Below are 12,478 nucleotides of genomic sequence, written 5' to 3'. Positions count from 1 at the left end.
CGTCTCGGAAAAGGCCAAGCCTGCGCCGAAAGCAAAGTCGCAAGGCAAGACAGACGGCGCGCAAGGCATGGAGCGCAGCCAGATGCCGGGCATGGACCATAGCCAAATGCAAGGTATGGACACTATGCAAGGCATGGACCACAGCCAGATGCAGGGTATGGGCCAGGACTCGATGCAGGGCATGGACCACGGCCAGATGCAGGGTATGGGCCAAGGCTCGATGCAAGGCATGGACCATGGCGACATGCAGATGCAAGGCGGAAGCGCTCCTGCGGACGCGCGCGATCCGCACGGTTACTCGGGCGGATATCAACTCGGTGTAGGCAAGTATGCTGTCGGAACGGCCCGGTCGCTGCACATGGCAGACGAGCACCTGTTCGCCTCGGTGCTGGTTGACCGCCTGGAATGGGTCAAAGGTAACGAAAGCAATGCTGCCGCCTACGAGGCTCAAGCGTGGATCGGCAGCACCTATAACAAGCTTGTGATCAAGGCAGAGGGGGAAGCCGAGAAACGCAAGATCCACGAGGCCCGCACCGAGTTGCTGTGGGGCCATGCGATCGCTACTTATTGGGACACGCAACTGGGTATCCGCAATGATGCCGGTTATGGACGGCCGACACGCAACTGGCTGGCATTCGGTGTCCAGGGCCTGGCGCCGTACTGGTTCGAGGTCGACGCAACCGGCTATATCGGAACGGAAGGACGCACTGCGCTGCGCCTGTCTGCCGAGTATGAATTGCTGATTACCCAGCGCCTGATTCTGCAGCCAAGAATCGAGGCCAATCTTTACGGCAAGAACGACCCGGAGGTCGGCGTAGGCAACGGGCTTGCCAATGGTGCGGTCGGCCTGCGTCTGCGCTATGAGTTCAGCCGCCAGTTCGCCCCGTATATCGGCGTCGAACGGTATCAGACCTTTGGCAACACCGCCGACATGGTTCGCGCCTCAGGCGGCCGTAGTGGCGAAACTCGTTTCGTGGCGGGTGTTCGCATGTGGTTCTAACCACGCATTTCAACCCACGTTATATATTTGGAGTTCACCATGCAAGCGCCCCGCTTCACCATTCGTGCCACGTTGGCTGTGGCTGCCATGCTAGCTAGTTCCGTTGCCTTCGCCCATCCGAAGCTGGTGTCGTCCACGCCCGCCGATCAAGCCGAAGTCTCGGCGCCGCAAAAGATCGAACTGAAGTTCTCGGAGAACCTGGCGACCCAGTTCTCTGGCGCAAGCCTCGTCATGACCGGCATGCCCGGCATGGCCAACCATTCGCCGATGAAGGTCGCCGCCAAGGTCTCCGGTAGCGACGATCCCAAGACCATGGTCATTACCCCGGCCCAGACGCTGGCTCCGGGTAGCTACCGCGTGGATTGGCGTGCCGTGTCGTCTGACACGCATCCGATCAACGGCAATATCGCGTTCACCGTCAAGTAAGCGGCCAATGGACTTGGCAACTATTGCGGTGCGCTTTGCACTCTATTTCGACCTGACAACACTGTTCGGACTGCCGCTGTTTGGTCTGTACGCACTACGCCGTGATGAGATGTCGTCGCGGATCGGCGCGCGCTTTGTGGCGATTTGCGCGGCGGTCGCGGCCCTGGGGATCGCCCTGTCGCTGGCGAATATTGCCGTCATGGCCAAAGGCATGACCGGTGCGTCCACATACGCGGAGCTGCAAGGCCACGTCTTCGAAATGATTGTGACGGGCACCGACTTTGGCGCGGCGTGGGCCGTGCGGCTGGTTGCCCTGCTCCTCTGCGTGGCTATCGCATTGTTTGCCCGCCGGCAGCCGACGATGCAGTTCGGCGTGCTTGCGGTCGCGGGCGGCGTTGCGCTATCTACGCTCGCCTGGGGCGGCCACGGCGCAATGGATGACGGCGGCCGGCGCTATGTCCACCTTGCCTCCGATATTGCCCATTTGATGGCAGCGGGTGCCTGGGTGGGCGCCCTCCTGGCGTTCGTCTTGTTGTCCCGCCCATCCGCCACGCCCGGGAAAGTCGCCTTGTTAAGCCGTACGTCCAACGGCTTCGCCCAAGTCGGCACCATCGTCGTCGCGACTTTGACCATCACCGGTGCGGTGAACTACTGGTTGATCGTCGGGCCCGCCCTGCCGGATCTGTCGCTCACGTCTTACGGTGGCCTCCTGGTGTCCAAGCTGGCACTATTCGCCACGATGCTCGCCCTTGCAGCGGCCAATCGCTTTCACCTCAGTCCGCAGCTCGAGCGAGCCGTCCGAACCGGAGATCATGCCGTAGCCGTTCGTACGCTGCGACGCAGCCTGATGTTCGAGACCAGCGCCGCAACGCTCATCCTGGCGCTCGTCGCCTCACTCGGCATCCTGTCGCCGTCGGGCATGTAGCGTCGTCCTCACGAGCCGCGCGGCACTGCTGAGCACTCTTTCCTTCATCAACCGCCAAGGAGACGCCATGAAGACGATCAAGCAACTACTGCTGGCACTGGGCATGACACCGATGCTGGTCTTTGCAGCGGGCAGCATGGACAGTCACGCGAGCCACGGCACCTCCACAAAGTCGGCCGCGGGCCAGCCGGGCAATCCCGCCAAGGCATCGCGTACGGTCAATGTGGCGATGGCTGACACGATGCGCTACACGCCGGATTCGATTGCGGTCAAGCGCGGCGAAACGGTGCGCTTCGTCGTGCGCAATGTCGGCAAGGTCGAGCACGAAATGGTCATCGGCACTGCCGGTGAGTTGAAGGAGCACGCGCAGATGATGCGCAGCATGCCCGCCGAAAAGCATGCCGCCGGCCCGAATCAGGTCACGCTTGCGCCCGGCCAGCAAGGCGTGCTCGTCTGGAAGTTCGACGGGCCTGGGACGGTCGACTTCGCCTGCCTGGTACCGGGACATTTCGAAGCCGGCATGGTCGGAAAGGTCGTCGTCAAGTAAAGCCGAGCGTTTCGCCGCAGTGGGGCGTTCCGTCGTCCGCGATACCGCGCAAGGCGGCGGCTTCCACTGGGCGCGTGCTGTCGCGCGTTGCCGCCCCCTGCAAAAAGCAGAGGTGAATGCCTGCCCGAGACTACCGCCGGCTGGCATACTGATCGGTCGCTTCGCGCTGGGCCGCGGCCATTTTGGCCGGCCCGGTGCTCTTAATGTAGGCCAGCACAGCGATGATGTCGTCATCGGACATTGACTTGCCGAATGCCGGCATGTCGCTCACATAACCCTTGGGCGCGGTAATGCCGGGCACCAGCCCATGCTTGGTGATCGCAAACAGCACTGCGTCGGCATGGTGCCAGGTGTGCCCGGATGCATCGTGCGGTGGCGCTGGCATGCGGCCATTTGGAAGCCGCTCGCGCCAGCTCGGTTGCCCTTCGAGCTTTGTCCCATGGCATGACGCGCATGCCTGCGGGTACAGCTGCTTGCCGCGGGACACGTGCACCGGATCCGAAGCATCGATGCGCAGCTGCCGCGCTTCAGCGGGCCCTTTCTCGGCAACGGGCGCCTCCAGATAGCGCTTTGTCTGCAGTGCAATCGCCGTGGCCACCGCTGCGCCCAGCGCTAGCAAGCCGGCAACGCTCCAGCGCGTCTTATTCGACTCTTCCATTTCGCTTGCCAGGCAGCGCCCAGTGCGCTGCCAGCCCACGCACTAGTCTTTCGAGAACGGCTTGCCGCCAAAATCGACGGTAATCAGGTTTCCGTCCATCCGCCCCATGCCGGGCGAATTGGCGGGCATACCGGGCACAGCGGCACCTTTCAAGGACGGGTTCGCAGCGAGCTTTCGGATCGCAACAGCCGGCACGTGTCCCTCCACAACCTGTCCGCTGCCACCCATCACCGCGGTATGGCAGGAACTGAACTGCGCGGGCACACCAAGCCGCGTCTTCGCCGCCGCGACATCGGACGAATTGATCACCTTGGTCCGGATGCCGGCCTGGTTCACGTGCTTGACCCACTCTTCACAGCAACCACAGTTGGGGCCCTTGTAGACGGTGAGCGTGGGCGACGCCGCATACGCGCTCGCGCCAATCGCAAGGAACGCGACAGTGGTCAGGATATGCTTCATTGATACTCCTCAAAAAACATTGGCTTCGGATGGCACGGCGGGGCCCCCGCTGTACGGGGCCTTGTCTCACATGTCCGCCTGCCGGAGTCGCAGCGCGTTCGTAACCACAGACGCCGAACTGAGGCTCATCGCAAGCGCGGCAATCATAGGCGATAACAGCAACCCGGTGAATGGGTACAGTACCCCTGCCGCCAACGGTACGCCCAGAGCGTTATAGATAAACGCGAAGCCAAGATTCTGCTTCATGTTGCGGATGGTCGCCTCAGATAGCCCCCGCGCACGGGCAATGCCTCGCAGGTCTCCTTTGACCAGCGTCACCTGAGCACTATTCATCGCGACATCGGTGCCGGTACCCATGGCAATGCCCACGTCAGATTTGGCCAGCGCCGGGGCGTCATTGATGCCATCCCCTGCCATCGCGACCACGGCGCCGCCTTTCTGCAGCTGGCTGACGAGGTTGAGCTTGTCCGCCGGCTTCACCTCACCGTGAAACTCTGCAATGTCCAGCTTTGCTGCAACCGCTTTCGCCGTGGCAACACCATCGCCGGTTGCCATGACCACACGGATGCCTTCTGCCTTGAGGCTGGCCAGTGCCTCCGGCGTGGAGCCCTTGATCGGATCCGAGACGGCGAGCAGGCCCGCCAGGCGACCCTCGACCGCAAGATACATCACGCTCGCGCCTTGCGCGCGCAGTGCATCGGCCTGCGAGCGCAGTGCCTCGGTCGGAATGCTTTCCGTCTCCATCAGCGCCGTGTTGCCGATGGCGAGCTTCTTGCCACCCACGGCACCGCGCACGCCAATCCCGGTGCTGGATTCGAAGTCTTCTGGCTTCTCCAGCGTGAGGCCGCGCGCGCGAGCAGCTTCCACCAGCGCCGCCGCGAGCGGGTGCTCGCTGCCCTGGTCCAGGCTCGCCGCCAGCCGAAGGACCTCTTCGTCGGCATAGCCGTTTGTGCCGAGGGCTCGCTCGAAGGCCGGCCGGCCCTCGGTCAGCGTACCCGTCTTGTCGACAATGAGCGTGGTCACCTTTCGGAGGTTCTCGATGGCTGCCGCGTCGCGGAAAAGCACACCATTGGAGGCACCCTTGCCGCTTGCAACCATGATCGACATCGGCGTAGCCAGGCCCAGCGCGCAGGGACAGGCAATGATCAGCACCGCGACGGCATTGATCAGACCGAACACCCAGCTTGGCTGCGGCCCGAACAGACCCCAGGCAAAAAACGTCACGACGGCAATACCGATGACGCCCAGCACAAACACACCAGCGACCTTGTCGGCCATGCGTTGCATCGGGGCCTTCGATCGCTGCGCCTGCGCCACCATCTGCACAATCTGGGACAGCACCGTCTGCGAGCCGACCTTTTCCGAACGAATGACCAGACTGCCGGACGTATTCATCGTTGCGCCGATGACGTGGTCTCCCGCGCGCTTGGTGACCGGCATGGGTTCGCCGGTGATCATCGATTCGTCAACCGAGCTGCTCCCCTCAGTCACGATCCCGTCGACCGGCACCTTCTCGCCCGGCCTGACCCGCAACAGGTCGCCGACATGCACATGCGTGAGCGGCACATCCTCCTCCGCGCCGTCCGGTCCAATACGGCGAGCCGTCTTGGGTGCCAAGCCGAGCAACGATCTGATGGCGGCTGAGGTTTGCGAGCGCGCCTTGAGCTCAAGCAGTTGGCCGAGCAGCGTAAGCGAAATAATGACCGCTGCGGCCTCAAAGTACACGCCGATCCGGCCATTGGCCGAAAATGCCTGCGGGAAGGCGCCTGGCACCGCGGTAGCCACCACGCTGTACAAATACGCTGCGCCGGTCCCGAGTCCGATCAAGGTCCACATGTTGGGACTGCGATGGATAAATGACCGCACACAACGCTGGAAGATCGGCCAACCCGCCCACAGCACCACAGGCGTCGCCAGAGCAAGTTCAACCCAGCTCTGGGTGGATGCCTGCATCCAGCCCCATCGGTGCGCGAACATGGCGAGGATGAACACGACAACGGTCAACGGCAGGGTCCACCAGAAGCGGTGGCGAAAGTCCACCAACTCCGGATTTTCCGCTTCATCGAGGTCTGGCAGTAGCGGCTCCAGCGTCATCCCGCACTTGGGGCAGTTGCCCGGATGATCCTGGCGGATCTCCGGGTGCATCGGACAGGTGTAGATTGTCCCTGGCGCCGCCGGAGCCTCCTCAGGCATCCCCGGCGCGCCCGTGTACCTGGCCGGGTCGGCCTCGAACTTCTTCTGGCACGACGCGCTGCAAAAGTAGTACAGGATGCCAGCGTGTTCGGTATGGAAGCTCGAGTGGGCCGACACCGCCATCCCACAGACCGGATCTTTCAACGCACCGGCGCTTAGGGCGCTCTGGCCCTGCCCCTCATGGCCATGGTGAGGATGGTGGCCGTGGTGCTCGCCATGCGCCCGATGGCCAGTATTCGAGGGCACACCGTGGGCATGGCTGGCACCGTCACCCGGGCGCCCGGCGTCGTGTGGCTGGCGTTGGCTGCTGGTTTCATTCATCGAATGACTCCCTGTTAGTCGTTGTGCGCTATCCATCCACGGCCTCATTGGAACTTCCCGGTGAGGCACTGCGCCCGTGGCCACCATGGAACAGATGCATCAACGGGCACAGCAACACTAGCGCAAACGGCAGCCATGAAGCAACTTGGCCCTGCCGGATGGCTAGCGCAACGGCCCCCATCGCAATTGCCCCCCCCCAGCGCAGAAGCCAGGGAAACCGCAGGAATCGGCCGGCGTTCGTGCCGGCGGCCGGCGATTGCGGATGGCAGATCTTCATGACAGGCTCCTTACGCGTTCATGACGGCAGCTGACAGCGCGTGGCTCGTTCCGGTCAGCCCTGACGACTTCAAGATAGACCTTCCGACCATGGGAAGGTCAAGCCTGCCCGAGCCCAAAGATTGCCCAAGTTCAAAACGTGCCGGGGTGATACACTCCCCGCAAAAAAGAACACCATGATCGACACCACACGCATCCTCATCGAGCGCTGGAAGACCGACCAGAGCGGCACCTATCAAACTTGGTTTCTCTGGCCCGAGCGTCTCAAGAATTTCCGTTCCATCCGGCGCGGCATCGGGGCCGTCGTCGACGAGATCCAGGGAGGGACATTCGGCAATGCGTACCGTGGGTCGTCCCTGGAGACCGTAGTGTCCTCGATCGCTGAACAGCGTCAGATTTTCAAAGGCGCGGATCACGCCTTTCTGTGGAAGCCAAAGCTGCGCATCCCGGACATCTATGAGAACGCCGAGAACCAGCGCGCCTTTGCCCGGCTGTTGCACACCTGCAATTGCTGTGACACCGAGCTGGAAGTCCTTAACGCGATTCGCCAACTCAGCAGCCTCGGCATTAAAGGGCTGGGGCCGGCCGCTGCCAACCTGCTCTATTTTATTCATCCCACGCTGGTCGTGCCGTTCAATACGGCGATCGTCAACGGATATAACGCGCTGACGGGATCGTCGGTCAAGCTTGGCAAATGGGACCACTATCTGGCAATGCGCGAAGGGGTACTGGCACTGAATCAGCGCTATCGGGACCTGCTGTCCAACGATCTTGGCGCCATCGCGGGCCTGCTTTTTGACCTCGGCATGCAACGCTATCCGCTGCCACCGCGGCAAGCGCAGGCAGGCGATGTGGCCGCATGGCAGCAGGAACTGGCCAAGGTGCGCGAGCAGGCCGCCGCGCTTGCCAGGCAGATTCAACTGGGCCAAACCGAAGACGCCACCCATACCGAGGTGCAGGGATGGCTGCGCGATCTCGGCAAGTCGCTCGGCTTCGCAGTCTGGATTGCCACGAACGACAGAAGCCGCTTGTACAACGGGGAACCCCTGAGCAAGGGTTGTCTCGAAACTTTGCCGCCGGCGCTGCTTGTGGCGGGTGGCGATACCGTTCCTCTCATCGACACCGTCTGGCTGAACGCCACGACACTCGAGGTCGAGGCAGCTTTTGAAGTCGAACATACCACCTCGATCTATTCCGGGATCGTGCGCTTACTGGACCTGGCGCTGGGTTCCGACCAGTCCGCCCACAAGCACCTCTTTCTGGTCGCGCCGGATGATCGGGAAGGCGATGTGCGCGCGCAGTTAAGCCGGCCGGCCTTCAGCCGCGTGTCGGCGCTCAATATCCGATACGTCCCCTACTCCAGCCTGCGCGAGCATCGCGAAAGCATCGCGCGCTTTGGCAGCGGCCTGAAGCCGATCGAAGCCATCGCGAGACAGCTCTGAAATTGGCACTTTGAGGGAAGCGCCGGGAGATGCCACACGACGCCGTTACAGATGGCAACGGCGTGTGGGCCGGCGATGGACAAACATCATCGCGCCTAAGGCGCGATGATGAGCCGCTGGGCCTTGGTCAGAGCCAGACCCTGGGCATGCGCGTGAGCACCTAGGCGGGTATCGGGCTAATCCCCCGATACCCGCACCGCGGCAAGGTACCCGCCAGCCGGGCGACCCATCCGTCCCGGCGAGACGGTGCGGTGCCGAGGTCAGGCGCCGTCGCTGAAGGTGTCCCGCGGGCCTACGGCGTGGCTGCCATCCGTGAACGGATCACGGGTGCCCATGGCGTGGCTACCGTCGGTGAACGGATCACGCGTGCCCATGGCGTGGCTGCCATCGGTGAAAGGATCGCGCGTGCCCATCGCGTGCCCCCCAGCGGTAAAGGGATCACGCGGCGAATTCACGCCGGCTTGCGCGATGCCCGCGACGCTGCCAAGGGTTGCCAGGGTCAGTGCCACAAGGGCAGTCTTCTTCAACGTACGCATTATGTTTCTCCTTGCTTCGATAGTGGCTCGGTGAGCCTGCACTTACAGTGTAGAACCGTGTAGCCCACCAGGGCCTGACGACGAAATTACAAATCTGTCATGTCGGCACTCCTGACAGTCTGGGATCTTCAGCCGCCGGTATAGAGCTTGCTGCGCTCGATATAGACGCGTACGCCCCGGGCGTTGGGCAGCGCCGGGAACAGGACGCCAAGATCCACGGATGAGCCGTGAACGAATTCGGCGAATGTCCAGGTGGCTTCCTGCGCGCCACTGCGGAAGGTGACCGTGTCGCCCGAGGCCACATTGACAGACTTCAGGCCTGGGCCGAGCGTCACCGCACGCGAGGTCGTGTTCGCCGGCGCCAGGCTACCGAAGAGCGCCGCCTGCGGCCCCAACGGTGTGGCAGCCCCCGCTTCGGCCATCGCGCTGGGAGCCGCGCCGGGAACTGCGCGCGGCGCAGGCGTGCCGGCTTGTTCAGCGGCTTGCCGCTGCACGTGCTGCGCCCAGTTGTCCCCTGCATTGGTTCTGGTCTGGTCTGCGCTCCACGCTGGCGAACCCAACAGCACGGAAAGGGCCGACAACGCCAGTGCGGTAAAGGCGGTCTTCTTGGTATTCATGATGCTCTCCATTGACGTTTCGAGGCAGAACCTCTTAACTGCCATGGTAGGTAGCCACCGCTCACCGAGACGTTACCCGGCAATTACATCCATGTAAGCTCCCTCGCCTCGGTCCCACGCCTGGCGCAGAAATGGGTACGCCAACGTCAGCTTGGCGACCTAACCGGGCTTCAGAGACGCGAGACTCCCAGCCCGCCGCGCCGCGACGCGTTGCCGTTGCAGCGCTCGGCATACCGGAACAACGCCTCGCAATGCCGCGTCGGCTTCCGGCCGCAGACGTACTGATTTCAACGGCCGATGGCAGCCGGTGCGGTGCAGGTGCTTGTCCTCACGTGACGTACCGGTCAACGAGTGGCTGCCGTTCCTCATGATGTCCAACCCTTCTTCCTGGCCACCACCAGCAGCGAGCCGCCCGCTGCAAAGCGCAGGCCGGCTCGAATCAGGCTGTGCTCAATGGTGCAAACACCGCCTAGCACGCCGTTCAAGGCCGCCCCGATGCGAAAGCCGTCATCCATGGCGTCGCGAGGCGGCTTGGCGCGCTGCCGCAGCCGGGAGATGGCCATGGCAGGCAAAAGCAGCGTCATGAACGAGGTGACGTCGACAATCTCGAACCCGCCTGACTCGACCTTTGTCACCAGGTCCCGGCGCGTATAGCGCCGCTTGTGCTTGGCCACTTCGTCCATGTGGCTCCACAGCGAGGGATGTTGTGGCACCGTCAAGATAATGCCCCCATCTGCCCTGCACGCACGGTACATCTCTGCCAAGACCAGGGCGTCGTCCTCGACGTGTTCGATGACGTCAAACGCCCCCATGACGTCGAACGCGTCGGTGAAGGGAATCGCGCGGGCATCCATCTGCAAGAACTGGGCTTTGCATTTGCGCTGCCCCGTCATCAGTGCGTGCATCGATGCCTCGCCGCCCACCAGGCGTGCACGCGGAAAGCGCGCCTGGATCGCCCGCAGGTTCTCGGCGGTCCCGCACCCGACATCCATGAATGACCGCAGGTCAGGAAAGTAGCGCTGCAGCGCAGCCAGGATCAGTTGGCGACGATAGACAAACCAGAAGTGCTTCGCTTCGAGTCCCTCGTACTCAACAAAGAGCGGTTCGTGAAAACCATCATGGTCGACGATCATGGCTGGCGCCAGGCAAACCACGCCCGCGTGGACACGGGGTTGCCAACCGCAGGCGGTGCAGGCCCACACGTCTATCTTGAGCGGGGCCTTACATTGATTACAGATACGCATCGCTGTCTCCAATATTGTGCGAGCGCGACCGCAGGGCGAAATCAAACGCTGCACCATAATTGCCTGCCTTGCCATCGCGAGCGCGCGAGTGCAGGCAGGGTTCGCCCTCGGTCAACCGAAGGACGACATCTATGAACGGGGTGGAGATGGCCGGCGAACGGAACGGCGTCGGCGGCCTCAGAGATGCCGGGAAGGCGGGCGTAGCAACGTCTCAGGCGTCGTGCTGGAAAATGCCGTGTTCGGAGAGGTAAGCGGTATGCCGGTTGTTGGCAACGCTTGTGCCGACCAAAAGGCAGCGATGGCTAGCGGCGAAGCCGCCGTGCAGGAGGAACAGGCATGACAACCGCGCGCCTTGCCGCGTTCCTTGCTGGCCAGGCAGTGATGCGATGTGGTGTCGCCAAGTGCGTCGGTATTGTCGGCGCTCGCCTCCTCAGCGGCGTCGAGCACGGCGCCGGCGACCCGCCCCTGCTGCAGCTCGGCGCAGGAGAGCGTTGCCGCCGCGCCAACGTTCTGGATTGGCAATGCAAGCACAACTAACCAAAGCGATAGGTGGCGCAAAAGCCTTCTCATCCGGCGACAGCAGGCATCGATTGAATGCGGAGTTTATAGAAGCGGCCTGACGGCAAAATGACAGGGGCATGACAGACGCAGCGCCCATCGCACCACGGCGGCTCTGCCGCGGATCAGCCGGGGCATGGTGGGCCGCCGTTACCGAAGGGCATGACGGCGTCCCGGCGGGCATGCGAGCGAATTTCTGCAGCGGCGGAGTGCCTCGGATGAAAGGGGTCGCACCGTGCTGCCTGATTGGGCACCATCGCGCGCCGGCCTCCCATTGGGCTCGGCACGCCGATCCGCGGGAGAACGGCTGGCGCCGTCCTCAGTGACCGCGCGGACCGTAAGCGTATGGGTTGTGATGGCGCCGCTCATGCTCCCGTCGCCCATGATCCATGCCGTGGCGCGATTCACGATGGGGCTCGCGCACCGCGGCGCCATGGCCATACGAAGCGTGGGAGTCGTGCACCAGCGCCACGGCGGGCACGGCATGCACCTCGGTATGCGCAGCGCGTGGCGGGATGATCCCTCCTCGACCATGCCCATCATGCGGGTAGGCATGCGTCTGCGCATTGGCGTAACTGAATCCGATGAGTAGGACGGTGCCGACCAGGACCGGAAGCTTATTCATGTTTAACGCCTTGCGGGTAGAGGAAGACAGCATACGACTTCGGCATTGAAGGGAGTGTTCGTGCTATACAAATGTGAACGCTTGTAACGCTGCTATCCCGCCGGCAAGCAAAAGCCATCGAGAATTACCCCCGCGTAATGGTCGCGTAATAAGAGCCGGCGCCGTGCCGCAATTCCGCGCAAGGGAAATTCTTGGCGCGATCGCAACGAGAACCTAAATTCACGGTAACGACATCGCCGTTGGCGCACCCGCTTCGCTGGTTTGCCGGTCGTGCTGCCAGACGCCCGGTGCAGCGCGACGGCGTCCCGACGCCATGAGTGACGAAGGAGAATTTCATGCGTGTCTTATTGCTGATTACGATCATGCTGGGTGGGTGCGCGACGGTCGCCGAACGTACCGCGCAAGCCGAGCGTGACATGGAGGCATCGCTACAGATTCAGGGACCCGCTTGCGAAAAGCTCGGCTATCAAAAAGATTCGGATCCGTGGCGTGACTGCGTTTTACGCCTCAGCGCCAGAAGCGGGCCCTGTATGCATCGACGGCTCTGAATCCGATAGCACCGCGTACGGCGGCGCTCCACCGCTGGCTCGACTCCGCCGCCTGGCCCGATCCCCGCAGTAACGGGGTTGCGTACCGCAACTCGGGCTCATT

General features: G+C 63.0%; 14 protein-coding genes. 5 read left to right on the top strand and 9 right to left on the bottom strand.

What is annotated here, in order from left to right; translation table 11 throughout:
• Positions 1-82: 82 nt before the first annotated feature.
• The 4 genes from ACWTPI_RS35120 (at position 83) to ACWTPI_RS35105 (ending at position 2,898) form a co-directional block, all read left to right on the top strand.
• Positions 83-1,000 carry a copper resistance protein B gene (locus ACWTPI_RS35120; RefSeq protein WP_454734120.1) on the top strand — a complete coding sequence of 306 codons (918 nt, stop codon included), beginning with the start codon at positions 83-85 and terminating at the stop codon, positions 998-1,000.
• Positions 1,001-1,039: 39 nt separating this feature from the next.
• The gene (gene copC / locus ACWTPI_RS35115; protein ID WP_454734094.1) at positions 1,040-1,426 is read left to right on the top strand and encodes a copper homeostasis periplasmic binding protein CopC; all 387 of its coding nucleotides are present in this window, start codon (positions 1,040-1,042) and stop codon (positions 1,424-1,426) included.
• A 7-nt stretch (positions 1,427-1,433) separates the two neighbouring features.
• Complete coding sequence (gene copD / locus ACWTPI_RS35110; RefSeq protein WP_454734093.1) at positions 1,434-2,351, top strand: copper homeostasis membrane protein CopD; 918 nt, start codon at positions 1,434-1,436, stop codon at positions 2,349-2,351.
• 67 nt (positions 2,352-2,418) lie between these two features.
• Positions 2,419-2,898: a cupredoxin domain-containing protein gene (locus ACWTPI_RS35105; RefSeq protein ID WP_454733273.1), complete on the top strand. Its 480-nt coding sequence runs from the start codon at positions 2,419-2,421 to the stop codon at positions 2,896-2,898.
• Between the two features lie 130 nt (positions 2,899-3,028).
• On the opposite strand, the gene ACWTPI_RS35100 is transcribed toward ACWTPI_RS35105, so the two are convergent.
• From ACWTPI_RS35100 to ACWTPI_RS35085, 4 genes are all read right to left on the bottom strand, one after another.
• Positions 3,029-3,556 carry a c-type cytochrome gene (locus ACWTPI_RS35100; protein WP_454733274.1) on the bottom strand — a complete coding sequence of 176 codons (528 nt, stop codon included), beginning with the start codon at positions 3,554-3,556 and terminating at the stop codon, positions 3,029-3,031.
• A gap of 42 nt (positions 3,557-3,598) precedes the next feature.
• Complete coding sequence (locus tag ACWTPI_RS35095; protein ID WP_454733275.1) at positions 3,599-4,015, bottom strand: DUF411 domain-containing protein; 417 nt, start codon at positions 4,013-4,015, stop codon at positions 3,599-3,601.
• A 66-nt stretch (positions 4,016-4,081) separates the two neighbouring features.
• Entirely contained in the window at positions 4,082-6,529 is a 2,448-nt protein-coding gene (locus ACWTPI_RS35090; protein ID WP_454734092.1) for a heavy metal translocating P-type ATPase, read from the bottom strand.
• Between the two features lie 28 nt (positions 6,530-6,557).
• Positions 6,558-6,710 carry a DUF2933 domain-containing protein gene (locus tag ACWTPI_RS35085; RefSeq protein WP_454734119.1) on the bottom strand — a complete coding sequence of 51 codons (153 nt, stop codon included), beginning with the start codon at positions 6,708-6,710 and terminating at the stop codon, positions 6,558-6,560.
• A gap of 271 nt (positions 6,711-6,981) precedes the next feature.
• On the opposite strand from ACWTPI_RS35085, the gene ACWTPI_RS35080 reads away from it, so the two are divergent.
• Entirely contained in the window at positions 6,982-8,247 is a 1,266-nt protein-coding gene (locus ACWTPI_RS35080; protein ID WP_454734091.1) for a type II restriction endonuclease, read from the top strand.
• Between the two features lie 260 nt (positions 8,248-8,507).
• On the opposite strand, the gene ACWTPI_RS35075 is transcribed toward ACWTPI_RS35080, so the two are convergent.
• From ACWTPI_RS35075 to ACWTPI_RS35055, 5 genes are all read right to left on the bottom strand, one after another.
• On the bottom strand, positions 8,508-8,783 hold the full coding sequence (locus ACWTPI_RS35075) for a hypothetical protein (RefSeq protein ID WP_454733279.1): 276 nt from the start codon (positions 8,781-8,783) through the stop codon (positions 8,508-8,510).
• Between the two features lie 128 nt (positions 8,784-8,911).
• Complete coding sequence (locus tag ACWTPI_RS35070; RefSeq protein WP_454733280.1) at positions 8,912-9,400, bottom strand: CzcE family metal-binding protein; 489 nt, start codon at positions 9,398-9,400, stop codon at positions 8,912-8,914.
• Between the two features lie 365 nt (positions 9,401-9,765).
• On the bottom strand, positions 9,766-10,533 hold the full coding sequence (locus tag ACWTPI_RS35065) for a class I SAM-dependent methyltransferase (RefSeq protein WP_454734090.1): 768 nt from the start codon (positions 10,531-10,533) through the stop codon (positions 9,766-9,768).
• A gap of 288 nt (positions 10,534-10,821) precedes the next feature.
• On the bottom strand, positions 10,822-11,202 hold the full coding sequence (locus tag ACWTPI_RS35060; protein WP_454733283.1) for a hypothetical protein: 381 nt from the start codon (positions 11,200-11,202) through the stop codon (positions 10,822-10,824).
• A 319-nt stretch (positions 11,203-11,521) separates the two neighbouring features.
• Positions 11,522-11,827: a hypothetical protein gene (locus ACWTPI_RS35055; protein WP_454733284.1), complete on the bottom strand. Its 306-nt coding sequence runs from the start codon at positions 11,825-11,827 to the stop codon at positions 11,522-11,524.
• Positions 11,828-12,478 lie beyond the last annotated feature (651 nt).

Source organism: Cupriavidus ulmosensis (assembly GCF_977008105.1).
The sequence above is the reverse complement of the archived record's forward strand: the minus strand, read 5'-3'. Positions and strand labels throughout refer to the sequence as shown.

Bases quoted from the DNA above. Each gene is read 5' to 3' on its own strand.
- copC (WP_454734094.1), top strand. From the start codon at position 1,040: ATGCAAGCGCCCCGCTTCACCATTCGTGCCACGTTGGCTGTGGCTGCC.
- ACWTPI_RS35095 (WP_454733275.1), bottom strand. From the start codon at position 4,015: ATGAAGCATATCCTGACCACTGTCGCGTTCCTTGCGATTGGCGCGAGC.
- ACWTPI_RS35065 (WP_454734090.1), bottom strand. From the start codon at position 10,533: ATGATCGTCGACCATGATGGTTTTCACGAACCGCTCTTTGTTGAGTAC.
- ACWTPI_RS35120 (WP_454734120.1), top strand. From the start codon at position 83: ATGCCGGGCATGGACCATAGCCAAATGCAAGGTATGGACACTATGCAA.
- ACWTPI_RS35090 (WP_454734092.1), bottom strand. From the start codon at position 6,529: ATGAATGAAACCAGCAGCCAACGCCAGCCACACGACGCCGGGCGCCCG.
- ACWTPI_RS35080 (WP_454734091.1), top strand. From the start codon at position 6,982: ATGATCGACACCACACGCATCCTCATCGAGCGCTGGAAGACCGACCAG.
- ACWTPI_RS35100 (WP_454733274.1), bottom strand. From the start codon at position 3,556: ATGGAAGAGTCGAATAAGACGCGCTGGAGCGTTGCCGGCTTGCTAGCG.
- ACWTPI_RS35105 (WP_454733273.1), top strand. From the start codon at position 2,419: ATGAAGACGATCAAGCAACTACTGCTGGCACTGGGCATGACACCGATG.
- ACWTPI_RS35055 (WP_454733284.1), bottom strand. From the start codon at position 11,827: ATGAATAAGCTTCCGGTCCTGGTCGGCACCGTCCTACTCATCGGATTC.
- copD (WP_454734093.1), top strand. From the start codon at position 1,434: ATGGACTTGGCAACTATTGCGGTGCGCTTTGCACTCTATTTCGACCTG.
- ACWTPI_RS35085 (WP_454734119.1), bottom strand. From the start codon at position 6,710: ATGGGGGCCGTTGCGCTAGCCATCCGGCAGGGCCAAGTTGCTTCATGG.
- ACWTPI_RS35075 (WP_454733279.1), bottom strand. From the start codon at position 8,783: ATGCGTACGTTGAAGAAGACTGCCCTTGTGGCACTGACCCTGGCAACC.
- ACWTPI_RS35070 (WP_454733280.1), bottom strand. From the start codon at position 9,400: ATGAATACCAAGAAGACCGCCTTTACCGCACTGGCGTTGTCGGCCCTT.